Here is a 17,575-nt window from a genome sequence, read left to right on the forward strand (position 1 = left end):
TGCGGCCATCAGGGCTGGCGGCGAATTGCGCGCCACACCCACATCACGTATCCCGAAAGCGCGTAACTGACAAACAGCCCGAATAACACGCCTTCGGGGTAACTCGAAACGGCGAGAAATGCCCCTACCATCGCCAACACGACAGCAAATGGCACCGAGCGGCGCAGGTTGATGTCCTTGCCGCTCCAGAACTTCACGTTGGTCACCATCGTCACGCCGGCAAAAACCGTCGTCACCCATGCGAGCCAGCGAACCTGAGAAGGATCCACCGATTGTCCGATCATGATCCACACGAATCCTGCGACGAGCGCGGCGGCCGCCGGCGATGGCAGCCCCTGAAAGTAACGTTTGTCGACGACGTCGATGTTGGTATTGAAGCGTGCAAGACGCAGGGCGGCGCTAGCGCAGTAGGTGAAGGCGGCAACCCAACCGAATTTTCCGAGATCCTTCAGGGCCCATTCGTACATCACCAGCGACGGCGCCACGCCAAACGACACCATGTCGGAGAGCGAATCATATTCGGCACCGAACTCGCTCTGGGTGTGCGTGAGTCGCGCCACACGGCCATCAAGACCGTCCAGCACCATCGCGACGAATATCGCAACCGCCGCGGTTTCGAAGCGACCATTCATTGACTGCACGATGGCGTAGAAGCCCGCGAACAGCGCACCTGTAGTGAACAGGTTGGGGAGAATGTAGATGCCCCTGCGGCGGATCGAAATGCTACGGGGCGGGAGTTTGCTGGGTCGCAGCTCTGTCATGAGGACCTGCCAAAGGGGTCGGACGATTCCGGCCAGCGCAGCGCCGTTAGCGCTACAGCTGCCTGAGGATGCTTGCACACGGAGCGGTCACCCACCCGCAAACAGCGGCTCACAAAACGTACGCAGGCAACAGATGAGACGGCAATTTTAGCAGAACCGATTCCGCGCAATCTGCAGGTTGGCGCGACCAGGCCTAGTGCGCCTGACGACTCAGTGCGCCATGAAAAACGGCCACCTAAGTGGCCGTCTTCCGTTTTGCTTGGGCGTACGCAGACGCGGCAAGAGATGCTCAGTTCTTGGACTGATCGACCAGCTTGTTGGCCTTGATCCACGGCATCATGTCGCGCAGCTGACCACCAACCGTCTCGATCGGATGTGCGGCGTTGAGACGGCGACGCGCAGTCATCGACGGGTAGTTGGTCTTGCCTTCGAGGATGAACATCTTCGCGTACTCGCCGGTCTGGATGCGCTTGAGCGCATTGCGCATGGCTTCACGCGACTGGGCGTTGATGACTTCGGGCCCGGTCACGTACTCGCCGTACTCGGCGTTGTTCGAGATCGAGTAGTTCATGTTGGCGATGCCGCCTTCGTACATCAGGTCGACGATCAGCTTGAGTTCGTGCAGGCACTCAAAGTAGGCCATTTCCGGGGCATAGCCGGCTTCGGTCAGGGTCTCGAAACCCATCTTGACCAGTTCGACAGCGCCGCCGCACAGCACGGCCTGTTCGCCGAAGAGGTCGGTTTCGGTCTCTTCGCGGAAGTTGGTCTCGATCACGCCGCCCTTGGTGCCGCCGTTGGCTGCCGCGTAAGACAGCGCGATGTCACGTGCCTTGCCGGATTTGTCCTGATGCACCGCGATCAGCGACGGCACGCCGCCACCCTTGAGGTACTCGGAGCGCACTGTGTGGCCTGGGCCCTTCGGGGCGACCATGATCACATCGAGGTCAGCGCGCGGCACAACCTGGTTGTAGTGCACGTTGAAGCCATGGGCAAAAGCCAGCGTGGCGCCCTGCTTGATGTTCGGCTCGACGTCGTTGTAATACACGGCCGGGATGTTCTCGTCCGGCAGCAGGATCATGACCAGATCCGCAACCTTTACGGCTTCCGCCACTTCTGCGACCTTCAGGCCTGCGCCCTCGGCCTTCGACCACGACGCACCACCCTTGCGCAAGCCGACGGTCACATTCACGCCCGAATCGCGCAAGTTCTGTGCATGGGCATGACCTTGCGAGCCATAACCAACGATGGTGACCTGCTTGCCCTTGATCAGCGAGAGGTCGGCGTCCTTGTCGTAGTAAACCTTCATGGTATTTCCTCAAATATTCTGTGGGTGGGGCAAATCAGATCTTCAGCACGCGATCGCCGCGGCCTACACCGCAGACGCCGGAGCGAACTGTTTCCAGGATCAGATCCTTGTCAATCGCGCCAACGAAGGAATTGAGCTTGTCCTGTGTGCCGGTAAGCTCGATCACGTAGCTTGATTCGGTGACGTCGACGATGCGACCGCGGAAGATATCGGCCATACGCTTCATCTCCTCGCGGTCCTTGCCAGTGGCGCGAACCTTGACGAGCATGAGTTCGCGCTCGATGTGCGCGGCTTCCGAAATATCGACCACCTTGACCACGTCGATCAGCTTGTTCAGCTGCTTGGTGATCTGCTCGATGATGTCGTCGGAGCCGGAGGTCACGATCGTCATGCGCGACAACGACGAATCTTCCGTCGGCGCTACGGTCAGCGACTCGATGTTGTAGCCGCGCGCCGAAAACAGGCCGGATACACGCGACAGCGCGCCTGACTCGTTTTCGAGCAGCAAAGAAATGACATGTCTCATAGGCTTGCCTGCTTGTGAGCACACAGCAGAACGGCCACGCCAGGCCCACGGGTGACCTGCCGCCGCCACACCGGGCTGGTAAGCCCGCTGGGCGGATGCCGCCGCGGTTCGGCGGCATCCCGTTCTTGCAGTACGCGAGTGTTACAGATCCTCGGACGACAGGATCATCTCGGTGAGACCCTTGCCGCCCTGGACCATCGGGAACACGTTTTCGGTCGGGTCCACCTGGAAATCCAGGAAGACCAGATCGTTTTTCCGACTGAAAGCTTCGCGGATCGCGCCTTCGACATCGCCTGGCTTCTCGACGCGCAGGCCAACATGGCCATAGGCTTCGGCGAGCTTCGCAAAGTCAGGCAGCGAATCCATGTACGACTCGGAATAGCGGTTGCCGTGGAAGAACTGCTGCCACTGGCGCACCATGCCAAGATACCGGTTGTTGAGACTCAGGACCTTGATCGGCAAGCGATATTGCTTGCAGGTCGACAACTCCTGAATGCACATCTGGATCGAGCCCTCACCGGTAATCACCGCAACCGGCGAACCCGGGTGAGCCAGCTGGACGCCCATCGCCGCCGGCAGACCAAAGCCCATCGTGCCCAGACCGCCAGAATTGACCCAGCGCCGCGGCTTGTCGAACTTGTAGTACTGCGCGGCCCACATCTGGTGCTGACCGACGTCAGACGTCACGAAGGCATCGCCCTTGGTGATTTTCCAGAGCGTCTCCACGACGAACTGCGGCTTGATCACCTCTGTGCTGTTCTTGTAGTTCAGGCACTCGCGACGACGCCATTCCTCGATCTGCTTCCACCAAGGTTCGATCTGCACGGGGTTCGGCTTGTCGCCTGCCGACTCCAGCATCTTGATCATGTCATCGAGCACGTCGGACAGGTTTCCGACGATGGGCACGTCCACCTTGACCCGTTTGGAGATCGAGGACGGATCGATGTCGATGTGGATGATCTTGCGCGGTTCGGATTGGAAGTGCGCGGGGTTGCCGATCACACGGTCATCGAAACGCGCACCGATCGCCAGCAGGACATCGCAATAATGCATTGCCATGTTGGCTTCGATGGTGCCGTGCATGCCCAGCATGCCAAGGTTCTGACGATCCGTCGCCGGATAGCCACCCAGACCCATCAAGGTATTGGTGACCGGGAACCCCAACAGACGCGTCAGCTTGGTAAGCTTTTCGGCCGCATCTGCGAGGACGACCCCGCCACCCGCATAGATCATCGGACGCTTGGCTTCGAGCAACAGCCCCAACGCCTTACGGATCTGACCCTGATGTCCCTTTACGATCGGGTTGTAGGAACGCAACGCAACCGTCTTCGGATATTCGTACTCGCATTTGTGGGCCGAGACATCCTTGGGAATGTCGACCAGCACCGGGCCGGGACGCCCCGTCTTGGCGAGGAAGAACGCCTTCTTGATGGTTGTGGCAATGTCGCGCACATCCTTGACCAGGAAGTTATGTTTCACACACGGACGCGTGATGCCGACCGTGTCCACTTCCTGAAATGCATCCTGCCCGATGGCAGCAGTCGGCACCTGGCCGCTGATGATCACCATCGGAATCGAATCACAATAAGCGGTCGCGATACCGGTCACGGCGTTGGTGACGCCCGGACCCGAAGTAACGAGCGCCACGCCCACCTTGTCGGTGGAACGTGCGTAGCCATCCGCAGCGTGTACGGCGGCCTGCTCATGGCGAACCAGCACGTGACGAACCGTGTCCTGTTTGGACAATTCGTCATAGAGGAAAAGCACGGCGCCGCCGGGATAGCCGAATACATATTCGACCTTTTCCTCTTGCAGACACCTGATTACAATCTCCGCACCAGTCAAAACCATTGCAGCACCCAATAAAGACACAAGCCCCTCCGGAGGGAGGGGGAGGTACATTGTCAACGGTGTGCGATGGATTGGTCAAGGCATCCTCGCTGCGCCACACCATAGGGCGGCGACGGCCACACGAGGTTTCTCCTGGCTTCCCGGATCGAACTTTCAGACTTTCTCGCCAGCATCGAGCGACGCGCCTTCAAGCAGGCGTTTTTTGCGCTGCGGGACGAAGACGCCGCCCTCGACGTGGTTCAGGACGCCATGATGAAACTGGCGGAACGCTATGGCGATCGCCCGGCGGAAGAGTTCGGCGCGCTCTTCCAGCGCATCCTGCAGAACAGCATCAACGACCATTTTCGCCGCAGCAAGGTGCGAAACTTATGGACGACCTTGCTGTCCGCATTCTCGCCAGACAGCGACGACGAAGGCGGCGACCCGCTCGAGACGCTTGAGGCAGAGTCCGATGCGGCGGTATTCAAGGCGCCGCACCTCCAGGAAGAGCAGCGCCAGACCTTGGGGATCATTGAGCAGGAGATTGCGAAACTGCCACCACGTCAACGAGAAGCCTTTCTCATGCGTTATTGGGAGGAAATGGATATTGCTGAAACGGCTGCCGCGATGGGCTGCTCCGAGGGAAGTGTCAAGACACACTGCTCGCGAGCCACTCACACGCTTGCGGCCGCGTTGCGTGCCCGGGGGATTGAGCCATGAATGAAGAACTTGCGATTGCACGCAAAATCGTTGCGAATCTGGATCGCGGACTGAACAACCTGACACCGGATGTCGAGACCAGGCTGCACGCTGCACGGCGAGCCGCGCTGGCGCACCAGCGCGTCGCAGCGCGCGGTCTCACTTTGGCCGGGATCGGCCGCACTGTCAGCGATTTGTGGGGCCAGTACAACCGCCTGACCTTGGTGACGCTGACTGCGGCTTTCGTGCTTGTCGCCGCCGACGCGGTGCGAGAGAACGTCCTCAGCTCGGAACTTGAAGAGGTCGATAGCGCCTTGCTGTCAGATGACCTTCCAATCGATGCATACCTCGACCACGGATTTGACCGATGGCTCAAGCCGGACGACTCGGCAAGCTGAAGTGCTGGCTGTTCATTCTGACGCTTGTCATTGCGCCGCTCGCTGGCGCGGCGACGCAAGCGCCGGAATGGAGCAGCCTCACGGTCGAACAGCGAGCGATTCTGGCGCCGCTCGAATCTGAATGGGCCGACATGGGCCCCGCCCGTCGCAACAAGTGGATCGGCATCGCAAGCCGATTCCCGCAGATGACACCAAGCGAGCAGGAGCGGATCACCCGTCGCATGGAATCCTGGGCTCAGCTGACGCCGGAAGAGCGCAAGAAGGCGCGGGAACAGTACAAAAGGCTGCAGAAACTGCCGAGCGACCAGCGGCCCGCCTTGCGGCAACAGTGGGACGTCTACAAAGAGCTTCCCAACGACGAGAAAGACAAGCTGCGCTCTCGCGCCAAGTCTGCCGACCGTGGCGGGCATCGGGAGATCCCGGCGGAATGGCTGGTGCCGCCGTATTTGCGCCCGTACCGCAGCGTGTTGCGCCCACCACCGCCACCGCCTCCGGAGCCAGATCCGCCTCCCAAACCGGTTCTCCCTGAAGCGCTATATCCCCGCTATTGAACGGCCGGACTCTGAACAAACCCTCCGCCGAGAAAACGGATTCACGTGACCGATTTGCGACCGACGGCTGAACTGGCCGGCCTGCGCCGCCGTCTTGCCTGCATGCTTTACGAAGCCTTGCTCCTGCTTGGCGTGTGTGCGCTCGGGTGGCTACTGCCGCAAGTCATTCTCGGAATGGCTGCAGGTATGCAGCTACCCGGTTGGCTGAGCTGGTTGCAGCTCATGGTGGTGCTCGGCATCTACTTCTTGGTGCTATGGCGTCGCAACGGGCAAACCCTGGCAATGCAGACTTGGCAGTTGCAGATCGTCGACGCCCGTACCGGACGGCTGCCCAACACCGCACAGTGCTTGGCCCGGTACCTGCTGGGCTGGCCGTCGATCCTGTTCTGTGGCGCAGGGATAATCTGGAGCCTGTTCGATCGCGACCATCAGTTCCTGCACGACCGCTTTGCCGGAACCTGCGTGGTGCTGTTGCCCGGACGCCCAGGCCAGTCCCGGTAACTCAGCGGCGCTCCACCCACCAGAGCATCGCAGCCGTGGCGACCATGAAGAGCGCGCTCGGCGCGACCGCGCTCACGGCGGCCGGCCAAGCGTTGATGATGCCCAGATTGGTGAACAAGCCGTTGAGGAGATGGAAGGTCATGCCTATAGCGACGCCAAGCAAGACCTTGGCTCCTACCGCGCCACTGCGGTGATGGATGAACGCAAACGGCAACGCCAGACACATCATCACAATCGACGCAAAGGGAAAGACCAGCTTCTTCCACAGCGCCACCTCGTGGCGCCCAGTTTTCTGATTATTGTCTTTCAGGTGCTGTACATAAGGCACCAGCGTCCTCAGCGCCATGCGCTCTGGCGTCACCATCACCACACTCACCAATTCGGGCGTCAGTTCAGACTTCCATTGCAGTTGAGGCAGTCGCTCCAGCTGCGTGCGATCTGGCAGGAAGCTGGTTCGCGTTACATCGCTGAGCAACCAGCCCTGCCCGGCTTTGTATTCACCGCGCACGGCATCCGAGAGCGACACCAATTTTGAGTGTTCGTCGAACTCGTAGATGCGAACGCCCTCAAGACCTTTGTCCGGCTGCACCCGTTCCGCATTGACGAAGAGACGACCATCCCTGACCCAGAAGCCTGATCGCAGCTCCTGTGGCAGTGTCGAATTCGTACTGCGCAAGCGCCACTTCTGAGCCACGCGTTCAAGCGGGGGCGCAATGAACTCTCCGAGCACAAACGTCGTCGCGGCGAACATCAGCCCGATCTGGGCGATCAGGATGACCGCCTTGCGTGTCGACAGCCCGGCGGTGCGCATGGCGGTGATTTCTGAGTTACGCGCCAGGCTGGTCAGAGCGAACAAGGTGCCGATCAAGGTGGTGATCGGAAAAATCTCATAGGCACGGCTCGGCAGCGAGAGCACCACGAAGATCAGCGCATGCTTGAGGCGGTACCCGGCCTTGCCAACCTTGTCGAGTTCTTCCACCAGATCGAAAAAGCCAAAGAGCGCGAGGAACGCCAGCATCACCAGCCCGGTCGCCGCGATGATTTCGTAACTGAGATAGCGTCGGATCGTCTTCATCGGCGGAACAGGCGAGACAGCAGCTGCATGCGGTGAACGTACATGCCGATCATCAACGCGAACATTGGCAGATGCAGCGCGGCAAGCCCAGCGAGAAAGCCGATCTTGCCCTGCCCGATCCATGCCTGCATGACTTGCAGAAGGCTGATGTAGGTAGAGAACACGAACACCGCGAACAGCAGATTGAGCGCGCGGCCGGCACGTGGATTGACGAAGGAAAGGGGCACCGCAACCAATGAGAGAACCAGCGAAGCAAGCGGCAGACCGATCCGCCATGACAATTCGCCGAGATTAGGCGGCGTGGGCAACGCGATCAGTTTCGGGGTAGGCGTGATGCGCGGCGTCAGTTCCAGCACGCCAACCTCTTTCGCCTCGATACGTATTGCGTAGCTGTCGAAACGCGTAACGCTGAACTCGGGCGATCCCGGATGCCCCTCATAACGCCGTCCATTTCGCAGGACGGCAAATCGATCGCCGTTTGGCTTCTGCTCCACCGTGCCGTGGGCGGCAACGATGATGCGCAAACGATCGGCGAGCGGCATCGACACGAAGACGTTCTTCACCTCGGCCTCGTTTTCCGTGACCGACTCGACGAAGAACACGCGACGACCGCCCGAGTCCTCGCGGAAGATACCCGGCGACACGTTCGATACTTCGTCACGCGCCTCCAGCTGTTTGCGGTACTCCTGCGCCTTTCCCTGCGCCCAAGGCGAGAGGAATCCTGACAGCAAGCCGATCACCGTGGCAATCGGCAGCGCGAACTTGAGCACCGGCGCGACCCATGCGGAAAGCGGCAGGCCGCTAGCGAACCACACCACCATCTCGGAGTCGCGATACACCCGTGTCAACGCCATCAGCACCGACATCGCCAGCGTCAGCGCAAGCAGGGTGCCAAGGTGGTTAAGCGCCGTGAATCCAATCAGCGACAGCACCGCATCGGGCGGCAAGCCGCCACCTGCAGCCTGACTCAGAAGCCGAATCAGGATGATGGTGATCAGAATGAAGAAGAGTGCGACGAAGATCGCCATCGCATTGGCGGCGAACTCGCGCATGGCTGCGCGCTGAAAGACCATTCGGGTAAGCGCCGGTGCGGTTTTGACGGCGCTGGAGGGACACGGGATAATCGTCCGTTCAGCGCGCAAGCGTCCATTGCCAGGAGCAATTGATGGAATTTAGCACGAAATCCGTAACCCCGGAAAAGCAGAAAAGCGCGTGCCTGGTGGTAGGTGTATTCGCCGGAAAATCTCTCGGCAGCATCGCCACCCGTCTCGACGAAGCCAGCGCAGGTGCGCTCGGCAAACTGATCGCCCGTGGCGACCTCGACGAAAAGGCCGGCGCAACCGTGATGCTTCACCACCTGCCGGGTGTCGCTGCCGACCGCGTGTTGCTGGTGAGCTACGGCAAGCCTGATGAGTTCAACGAGAAGGCATACCGTAGTGCCATCACATCCGCTGCAAAGGTGCTCGCCAGCCTCAAGGCGTCCGATGCGGTGGTCACCCTCGCCGACGTCGAACTGCCGGGCCGCGACGCCCGCTGGCTCAGCGCACAAGCCGCACAGATCCTGCGTGATACCGCCTACAAGTACGACGTACCGCGCGCCAAGAAGGACGACGAAAAGCGCGGCGCCGACAAGATCACGCTGGCCTTCGCCGCAAAACCGAGCACCGAGGCCTCCCGCGGAGCGAAGCAGGGCAGCGCGATAGCTGCCGGCATGGCGCTGGCGCGCGACCTTGGCAACCTGCCCGGCAACGTGTGCACACCCGCGCATCTCGCCGACACTGCGAAGAAGCTGGCCAAGGAGTTCAAGTCCATCAAGGTCGAAACCTTCGACAATGCCGGCATCGAGAAGCTGGGCATGGGATCGTTCCTGTCCGTCACCAAGGGCTCGCACGAACCCGCGCGCTTCATCGTGATGCAGTACAACGGCGCCAAATCGAAGAAAGCCAAGCCGATCGTGCTGGTCGGCAAGGGCCTCACCTTTGACTCCGGCGGCATTTCCCTCAAGCCGGGCGAAGGCATGGACGAGATGAAGTACGACATGTGCGGCGGCGCATCGGTGCTGGGCACTTTCCGCGCGCTGGCCGAACTCGAACTTCCGCTCAACGTGGTCGGGCTGATCCCGAGCACCGAGAACATGCCGGGCGGTTCAGCAGTGAAGCCGGGCGATGTGGTCACCTCGATGTCAGGCCAGACCATCGAGATTCTCAATACCGACGCCGAAGGTCGCCTGATCCTGTGCGACGCACTGACCTACGCCGAGCGTTTCGAACCGGAATGCGTGATCGACATTGCGACGCTGACGGGCGCCTGCGTCATCGCCCTCGGCAACCACACCAGCGGCCTGCTCGCCAACAACGACGAACTCGCGCGCGAATTGCTGGATGTTGGCGTCGAGGTGGGTGATCGCGCGTGGCAGTTGCCGCTGTTCGACGAGTATCAGGAGCAGCTCAAGAGCAACTTCGCCGACATGGCCAACATCGGCGGCCGGGCCGGCGGCACCATCACGGCGGCGTGCTTCCTGTCGCGCTTCACCAAGGCGTACAAGTGGGCCCACCTTGATATCGCGGGCACCGCCTGGAAGTCTGGCGCCGACAAAGGCTCCACCGGCCGGCCAGTCCCGCTGCTGACGCAGTTCCTGATCAAGCGCGCAGGCGCCTGATGACATCGCCCGCACAGTGACCGAAGTCCGCTTCTTCCACAACGCGCCGGACAAACTCTCGGCGGCCTGTCGTCTGACGGCCGCCGCCTACCGGCACGGACGCAAGGTCACCGTGTTTGCACCTGAAGCGGGCCAGGCGGCCCGCTTCGACGCGCTGCTCTGGACCTTCCAGCCACTTGCATTCGTGCCGCACGTTGCGGCGACCTCGCCGCTGGCAGAGCAAACGCCCGTCGTGATCGATCAGCATCTGGACGCCCCAAGGCACCTTGATGTTCTGATCAACCTCGGCGCCGAGGCGCCCCCCGCGTTCGAGCGCTTTGCGCAGGTTGTGGAGATCGTCACCGCCGACGCCGCTGATCGCGCGCCAGCGCGCGCGCGCTGGGCCTACTACCGCGGGCACGGCCTTGAACCCCAAGCCAACGACCTCACGTCGTCACGCGAGCAAGCATGACCCCACTCGACCCAAGCAACGATCTGGAGGTCTCCGACACCTTGATGGTGAAGGCCGACGCCCTGATCCACCGACATCGCTCAAGCATCGCGCCGTCGGCTGACGACCTGCCGGTTCTTACTGACGTGCTGGGCGAAGACCTCCCGGTACTCGAGGACATCGCCGAAGAAATCGTCCTCGACGACGAAATCGCATTGCCGGAAACGCCATGTCCGGAAGAGGTGACGGAACAGGAAGCCTTCGCGCCGGCTTCCCCCGCGCCGATCGCCGTAGAACCAGACCCCGCAATCATCGCAGCTGCGGTCGAAGCAGCCACCCAGGCCGCGCGCCAGGACGCTGCCGTACAGGCGCAAGCCGCCCGGATGCGCATGGCGGAGCAGCTGATCGAATTCGATGCGCATATCGCGCAGACACTCGAAGCCTGGATCAGCAACGAGTTGCCACAGATCGTCGCCGCGGAAGTGGATGGCATGGTCGAACGCCTGCGCGTGAAGACGCTTGCGCACATGCGCGCAACGCTCGTTCCCGACCTCTCGCACAAGCTTTCCGAACTGCTCGACGCCACGCTCAACGAATCCGGCGGCGACTGAGCTGCCCTCCCCCTCAGCCTTCCCCTTCAGGCAAAACGCCAAGGGGGTCAGTGGGCGTTTCGCTATAATCCAAGGTTTTGATTTTCCAGACGAAAATAATGGAACTCGCAAAGAGCTTCGAGCCCGCCGAGATCGAACGGCGCTGGTACGCAAACTGGGAACAGTCGGGCTACTTCAAGGCCGGTCTGGACAAGTCCAACCCCGACGCCTTCTGCATCCTGCTGCCGCCGCCCAATGTCACAGGCACGCTGCACATGGGCCACGGCTTCAACCAGACGGTGATGGATGCGCTTACCCGCTACCACCGCATGCTGGGCCACAACACGCTGTGGCAGCCGGGCACCGACCACGCCGGCATCGCCACGCAGATCGTCGTCGAGCGCCAGCTCGATGCACAGGGCGTGTCGCGCCACGATCTGGGCCGCGAGAAGTTCCTCGATAAGGTGTGGGAGTGGAAGGAATACTCCGGCAACACCATCACCCAGCAGATGCGCCGCCTCGGCACCTCGCCGGACTGGGGCCGCGAGCGCTTCACGATGGACGCCGGGCTCTCGAAGATCGTCACCGAGACCTTCGTGCGCCTCTACCGCGAGGGCCTGATCTACCGCGGCAAGCGCCTCGTGAACTGGGACCCGAAGCTGCACACCGCGGTGTCGGATCTGGAAGTGGTGTCCGAAGAGGAAGACGGCTTCCTGTGGCACCTGCAGTACCCGCTCACCGACGGCAGCGGTTCGCTCACCGTGGCCACCACGCGCCCGGAAACCATGCTCGGCGACACCGCCGTGATGGTGCACCCGGAAGATGAGCGCTACGCCCACCTGATCGGCAAGACGGTCACGCTGCCGCTGGTTGGCCGCGAAGTGCCGATCATTGCCGACGAGTATGTGGACCGCGAATTCGGCACTGGCGTCGTCAAGGTCACGCCCGCGCACGACCAGAACGACTACCAGGTTGGCCTGCGCCACAAGCTGCCGATGATCATCGTGCTGACCCTCGAAGGGAAGATTCCCTCCGACGGCACCGTGGTCATCAACGGCCAGATCAGCGCTGCCACGCAGCTGCCCGGCGAACTCGCCGGCCTCGACCGCTTCGAGGCACGCAAGCAGGTCGTCGCCGGCTTCGAAGCGCTGGGCCTGCTGGGCGAAGTGAAGCCGCACAAGCTGATGGTGCCGCGCGGCGACCGGACCGGCGTCGTCATCGAGCCGATGCTCACCGACCAGTGGTTCGTCGCAATGAGCAAGGCAGGCCCGGACGGCAAGAGCATCGCTGGCAAGGCGCTCGAATGCGTGGCCTCGGGAGAAATCAAGTTCGCGCCCGAGAACTGGGTGAACACCTACAACCAGTGGCTCAACAACATCCAGGACTGGTGCATCTCTCGCCAACTGTGGTGGGGCCACCAGATCCCGGCGTGGTACGGCGACGACGGCCAGCTCTACGTCGCCCATGACGAAGCGGAAGCGAGAGCGCTCGCCGCGGCCGACGGTTACAAAGGCCTGCTGCGTCGTGACGACGACGTGCTCGACACCTGGTACTCGTCCGCCCTGTGGCCCTTCAGCACCCTGGACTGGACGCCCGAGTGGCCGGCCCAGTCCAACGACGCGCTCGACCTCTACCTGCCCTCGTCGGTGCTGGTCACCGGCTTCGACATCATCTTCTTCTGGGTGGCGCGCATGGTCATGATGACCAAGCACATCACCGGCAAGATCCCGTTCAAGACCGTGTACGTGCACGGTCTGGTACGCGACGCCGAAGGCCAGAAGATGAGCAAGTCCAAAGGCAACGTGCTCGATCCGATCGACCTGATCGACGGCATCAAGCTCGACGACCTCGTCGCCAAGCGCACCACCGGGCTGATGAACCCGAAGCAGGCCGCGCAGATCGAGAAGAAGACGCGCAAGGAATACCCGGACGGCATTCCCGCCTTCGGTACCGACGCGCTGCGCTTCACCTTCGCCAGCCTCGCCACGCTGGGCCGCGACATCAAGTTCGACATGCAGCGCTGCGAGGGCTACCGCAACTTCTGCAACAAGCTGTGGAACGCCACGCGCTTCGTGCTGATGAACACCGAGGGCAAGGACTGCGGCCTGAACGAGCACGCGCCGAGCGAGTGCGACGGCAGCTACCTCGCATTTTCGGATGCCGACCGCTGGATCGTCTCGCGCCTGCAGCGTGCCGAAGCCGCCGTCGCGCAGCACTTTGCCGACTTCCGCCTCGACCTGCTCTCGAGCGAGATCTACACGCTGGTGTGGGACGAGTACTGCGACTGGTACCTCGAACTCGCCAAGGTACAGATCAACACCGGCAACGAAGCGCAGCAGCGCGCCACGCGCCGCACCCTGCTGCGGGTGCTGGAGACCATCCTGCGTCTGGCGCACCCGGTGATCCCCTTCATCACCGAGGAGCTGTGGCAGACCGTGGCCCCGCTCGCCAGCAAGAAGGACGCCGAGAGCCTGTGCCTGGTCGCCTACCCGTGCGCCAATCTCGAGCGCATCGACGCCAAGGCCGAGGCCCGCATCGAGCAGCTCAAGGCGCTGGTCAGCGCAGTGCGCAGCCTGCGTGGCGAGATGAGCCTGTCGCCCGCGCAGAAGGTGCCGCTGATCGTCGCCGGCCCGGTGGCCGACGTCGAAGCCTTCGCACCCTACCTGACCGCGCTCGGCAAACTGGAGAGTGTGGCGGCTGCGGGCGATGCCCTGCCACCCTCGCCCGCCCCGGTGCAGATCGTCGGCGACTTCCGCCTGATGCTGAAGATCGAGATCGACATCGCCGCCGAACGCGAGCGCATTACGAAGGAAATCACGCGCATCGAGGGCGAAGTGGTAAAGGCGAACGCCAAGCTGTCGAACGAGAGTTTCGTCGCCCGCGCGCCCGCTGCAGTCGTTGAGCAGGAGCGCAAGCGCCTGAGCGACTTCGATGCGACGCTGGTCAAGCTCCGCGAACAGCTCGGGCGCCTCTGACCACCATCTGCGAGAACGAAAAACGGCGCCTCACCGCGCCGTTTTTTTTGCGAGCCTCAGGCGCTTACTTGGCCCAGCGCCCGGTATCCGAACAGGAATACTCGTCACCGGTCCAGCGCTTGAAGCGATAGACCCGACGGTTGTCGTTTGCGTCGTAGTAGGTGAGTGAATCCGGTCGCGCAGCCTTCTTGGAGTCGAGAATCCAGCGCCCGTCAGCGCGGGTGAGCGACTGCTTGCCGGCGTCCAGCGAGATTGTCGCCGGGAGCTTCGCACAGTCATCCGTCGCTTTCTTCTTCTGCTCCTCAGCCGCAGCAGCCGGGGCCGCAACAACGCCGACCAGGATCAATCCCGCCAAGCTTACGCGCAGCTTCGTCGAGGTATCACGCATTTCCTTGCTCCTCCAATCTGGTTGCTGAACGAGCGGCAGTCCCGGCGCTCCTTGCAGAACGCGGACCTGCGCGCCACACCTCACTTCGCCGTAGTCGAAGGCGGCGCAAAGTCCCCCGCGACTACCTTCACGAGACGACCCGCATCGAAGTAATGACGAATCACCCGGTTGATCTGCTCGAGCGTCACCGATTCGAGCTGCGCCTCGCGCAAGCGTTCGAAATCCATTGTGCGTCCGAGATCCAGCTGCAGCGCGAGCAGCCCGGCAAGCCCCGCATCCCGCGTACGCGCGAGGCGTCGCTCCTGCATCAATCCGGCACGGGCCTCCTGCAATTCCGCTTCGCTCACCCCTTCGCGGACGAATAGCGCGAACTCTTCGTCCATCGCCGAACGCACACGGTCCAGATATTGTGGCGCGTAGATTGCGTACATCACAAGGCCTGCATTGGCCTCATGGGGGCTGGACTGCAGCATCGCACCGACGCCGTAGCTGAGCCCCTCCTTCTGGCGCAAGCGATCCGCCAGCCGGCTCTTCAATCCGCTTCCACCGCCAAGAATCTGTGTGGCCAGCACCGCCGCGGGGAAGTCTTCCGCGTCATCCCGCAGCGGTATCGACGCGCCCGACATCAGGAAGGCGTTGGCCTTTTCCGGCGCATTGAGCCTGATTTCGGTGGGCGTGCGCTCGCGATAGGGATGCGGCACGCGGGCGAAGGCCTGTGCGCTGCTCCAGTGTCCAAAGAGGCGCGACAATTGCTCGGCAGCGGCAGGCGCATCGAAGTCGCCAACCAGCGCGATGCGGGCATGGTTGGCGCCGTAGAAGCGCGCATGAAATTGCTTCAGCGCAGCGGGCGTAACCGCGCGCGTATCCGCAATCTCCTCGTCCAGCGTGCCGATATAGCGCACATCGCCCTTCGGCCAGGGATTCTCGTAGCGCCCCATTGCGCGCGTCGCCATGGCTTGTGGCTCACGCCGCCCCGCTTCGAGGGCTGCGATTGTCTCGGTCTGCAATTGGCGCAGCTCGTTCGCGGAAAACACGGGCCGCCGCAGGATGCCCTCGAGCAGACCAAGGAAACTCGCGAGCTTGTCGCGTCGCGTCTCGAAGTCGATCACCACCGCGTTACCGTCCTGCGCCGAGATGGCCAGCTGCGCCTTGAGGCCCTCGAGCGCGTCGGCGATCTGCTGGCGCGAGCGGCCGACAGACCCACGGCTGAGCATTTCGGCAGTGAAGTCCGCCACGGTTTCGAGTCCCTTCAAGGACTCCGCGGTGCCCATGCCCAGCACGATCCGGCCATTCACGGTCTGGCCGCGATTACGCTTGGGCAGCAGCGCGAGCTTTGCGCCGTTGGGCAACACGCTGCGTGAAACGCGGGCCTCGATCGCGTCGGGTGCAGGGTCAAAAGCCTCGCCGCTTTGCTGCGCAGCCTTGCCGACGTAGCCTGTGAGCGTGACACCCAGATCCGGCGTGGCCGGCACTTCAACGCGCACGGGCTTGTCGGTCGGCACAAACAACCCGAAGGTGCGGTTGGAGGCCTTGAAATAGGTCTGTGCCACACGCTGCACATCGGCCAGGCTGACTTGCTCGATCCGGTCCCGCCCCAGAAAGAACAGGCGCCAGTCACCCAGCGCGATGGCTTCCGACAAGGCGACACCGAAGTGCTCCGGATCGTTCATCGTCTTCTCGAATCCGTTCAGCAGCGCGGTACGCGCCCGCTCGACTTCGGCCGCTGTCACCGGTTTGCGCGCGAGCCCTTCGACGACATCCAGCAAAACCTTGCGCGCCTCGTCGCGCGACTGCTGTTTTGTCAGCTGCGCAAAGAAGGTCATGTAACCGGGCTCGGCAAGTTCGAAGTTCCAGGCGCTGACGCTCGCCGCCTTGTGGCCTTCCACCAGCGCCTTGTGCAGGCGGCCGCTTGGCGCGTCGCCAAGAATGAAGGACAGCACGGACAGCGCCGCCGTGTCGGGGTGCGCGCCGGCCGGCACGTGATACAGCGCGCCGATCATCTGGATATCGCCCACCCGGCTCAGCGTGACTTCACGCGCGCCGTCCTGCGCGGGCTCCCGCGTCCATGTCGGCACGAGCGCGCGCTGCGGGCGCGCAATGCGGCCGAAGGTATCCACCACCGTCTGCAAGGTCCGGGCGGCGTCGAACTTGCCGGCAATGGTCAGCACCGCGTTATCCGGCTGGTAATAGCGGCGGTAGAAGGCTTGCAGGTTTTCGATGCGCACGCCCTCGACGTCGCTGCGCGCGCCAATGGTCGATTTGCCGTAGCTGTGCCACTGGTAGGCCGCCGCAGCCATCTTCTCCCACAGGATCTGGCTCGGGTCGTTTTCGCCGGATTCCATTTCATTGCGCACGACCGTCATCTCTGAATCGAGGTCCTCCTTCGCAATGAAGGAATTGACCATGCGATCGGCTTCCATGCGGAGCGCCCAATCGAGGTTGTCGTCGGAAGCCGAGAAGGTTTCGTAGTAGTTGGTGCGGTCGAACCAGGTCGTTCCGTTCATCTGCATGCCACGGCGCTTGAACTCGGCATCGATGGTGTTGCCGGGAAAGCCCTTGGAGCCCTTGAACATCAGGTGTTCGAGCAGGTGCGCCATGCCGGTTTCGCCATAGTGCTCGTAGCGAGAGCCGACCAGATAGGTGATGTTGACGGTTGTCGTCGGCTTGCTCTCGTCCGGCGCCAGCAGAACGCGCAAGCCGTTCGCAAGGCGGTACTCGGTGATGCCTTCGACTGCGGCAACCCGTGCAAGGGATTCGCTTGCCGCGACCGTGATCGCTTGCGTCGATGCCGTATCGGCAGGCGCAGCCGCCCACAGCGAACCGACCATCAACCCGGCGCATAGCGCGAATGCAAGGCTGCGCATGAGATTCAAAGGCATGAGATGT

The 17,575-nt window shown here is 62.4% G+C and carries 16 protein-coding genes; 8 read left to right on the plus strand and 8 right to left on the minus strand.

The features are described from left to right. Nucleotides 1-8 precede the first annotated feature (8 nt). From pssA to GGR36_RS08755, 4 genes are all read right to left on the minus strand, one after another. Nucleotides 9-761, minus strand: coding sequence for a CDP-diacylglycerol--serine O-phosphatidyltransferase (gene pssA, locus GGR36_RS08740; RefSeq protein WP_183634219.1), 753 nt, complete (start codon nt 759-761; stop codon nt 9-11). A gap of 289 nt (nt 762-1,050) precedes the next feature. Further along, nucleotides 1,051-2,067, minus strand: coding sequence for a ketol-acid reductoisomerase (gene ilvC / locus GGR36_RS08745; RefSeq protein ID WP_183634220.1), 1,017 nt, complete (start codon nt 2,065-2,067; stop codon nt 1,051-1,053). Between the two features lie 34 nt (nt 2,068-2,101). Next, a complete protein-coding gene (gene ilvN / locus GGR36_RS08750; protein ID WP_183634221.1) occupies nt 2,102-2,593 on the minus strand; it encodes an acetolactate synthase small subunit in 492 nt (163 codons plus the stop codon). Between the two features lie 141 nt (nt 2,594-2,734). Further along, nucleotides 2,735-4,444: an acetolactate synthase 3 catalytic subunit gene (locus GGR36_RS08755; RefSeq protein ID WP_183634222.1), complete on the minus strand. Its 1,710-nt coding sequence runs from the start codon at nt 4,442-4,444 to the stop codon at nt 2,735-2,737. A gap of 144 nt (nt 4,445-4,588) precedes the next feature. On the opposite strand from GGR36_RS08755, the gene GGR36_RS08760 reads away from it, so the two are divergent. Genes GGR36_RS08760 through GGR36_RS08775 form a run of 4 tightly spaced genes read left to right on the plus strand, consistent with a single transcriptional unit; the run spans nt 4,589 to nt 6,572 of the window. Next, a complete protein-coding gene (locus tag GGR36_RS08760) occupies nt 4,589-5,143 on the plus strand; it encodes an RNA polymerase sigma factor (protein WP_338086675.1) in 555 nt (184 codons plus the stop codon). Next, the gene (locus tag GGR36_RS08765) at nt 5,140-5,520 is read left to right on the plus strand and encodes a DUF3619 family protein (RefSeq protein WP_183634223.1); all 381 of its coding nucleotides are present in this window, start codon (nt 5,140-5,142) and stop codon (nt 5,518-5,520) included. Before GGR36_RS08760 ends, GGR36_RS08765 begins: the two co-directional genes overlap by 4 nt. After that, entirely contained in the window at nt 5,490-6,071 is a 582-nt protein-coding gene (locus GGR36_RS08770) for a DUF3106 domain-containing protein (protein WP_183634224.1), read from the plus strand. Before GGR36_RS08765 ends, GGR36_RS08770 begins: the two co-directional genes overlap by 31 nt. A gap of 45 nt (nt 6,072-6,116) precedes the next feature. Further along, nucleotides 6,117-6,572, plus strand: coding sequence for an RDD family protein (locus tag GGR36_RS08775; RefSeq protein WP_338086646.1), 456 nt, complete (start codon nt 6,117-6,119; stop codon nt 6,570-6,572). Between the two features lies 1 nt (nt 6,573). Here the strand turns inward: GGR36_RS08775 and lptG are convergent, their stop codons facing one another. Further along, nucleotides 6,574-7,647, minus strand: a complete 1,074-nt coding sequence (gene lptG / locus GGR36_RS08780; protein ID WP_183634952.1) for an LPS export ABC transporter permease LptG — start codon at nt 7,645-7,647, stop codon at nt 6,574-6,576. Beyond that, complete coding sequence (gene lptF / locus GGR36_RS08785) at nt 7,644-8,720, minus strand: LPS export ABC transporter permease LptF (protein WP_183634226.1); 1,077 nt, start codon at nt 8,718-8,720, stop codon at nt 7,644-7,646. Before lptF ends, lptG begins: the two co-directional genes overlap by 4 nt. A 92-nt stretch (nt 8,721-8,812) precedes the next feature. Here lptF and GGR36_RS08790 point away from each other — a divergent pair, with 92 nt between their 5' ends. From GGR36_RS08790 to GGR36_RS08805, 4 genes are all read left to right on the plus strand, one after another. Further along, on the plus strand, nt 8,813-10,306 hold the full coding sequence (locus GGR36_RS08790; protein WP_183634227.1) for a leucyl aminopeptidase: 1,494 nt from the start codon (nt 8,813-8,815) through the stop codon (nt 10,304-10,306). Between the two features lie 16 nt (nt 10,307-10,322). After that, nucleotides 10,323-10,757: a DNA polymerase III subunit chi gene (locus tag GGR36_RS08795; RefSeq protein ID WP_183634228.1), complete on the plus strand. Its 435-nt coding sequence runs from the start codon at nt 10,323-10,325 to the stop codon at nt 10,755-10,757. Continuing rightward, nucleotides 10,754-11,347: a hypothetical protein gene (locus tag GGR36_RS08800; protein WP_183634229.1), complete on the plus strand. Its 594-nt coding sequence runs from the start codon at nt 10,754-10,756 to the stop codon at nt 11,345-11,347. Before GGR36_RS08795 ends, GGR36_RS08800 begins: the two co-directional genes overlap by 4 nt. Before the next feature lie 98 nt (nt 11,348-11,445). Continuing rightward, nucleotides 11,446-14,301, plus strand: coding sequence for a valine--tRNA ligase (locus GGR36_RS08805; protein WP_183634230.1), 2,856 nt, complete (start codon nt 11,446-11,448; stop codon nt 14,299-14,301). Nucleotides 14,302-14,365: 64 nt separating this feature from the next. On the opposite strand, the gene GGR36_RS08810 is transcribed toward GGR36_RS08805, so the two are convergent. Together GGR36_RS08810 and GGR36_RS08815 are read right to left on the minus strand one after the other, a co-directional pair. Beyond that, complete coding sequence (locus GGR36_RS08810) at nt 14,366-14,689, minus strand: hypothetical protein (protein WP_183634231.1); 324 nt, start codon at nt 14,687-14,689, stop codon at nt 14,366-14,368. 80 nt (nt 14,690-14,769) lie between these two features. Then, on the minus strand, nt 14,770-17,568 hold the full coding sequence (locus tag GGR36_RS08815) for a M16 family metallopeptidase (RefSeq protein WP_242533064.1): 2,799 nt from the start codon (nt 17,566-17,568) through the stop codon (nt 14,770-14,772). Nucleotides 17,569-17,575: the final 7 nt, after the last annotated feature.

It is taken from the genome of Niveibacterium umoris, assembly GCF_014197015.1.
Taxonomy (GTDB): domain Bacteria; phylum Pseudomonadota; class Gammaproteobacteria; order Burkholderiales; family Rhodocyclaceae; genus Niveibacterium; species Niveibacterium umoris.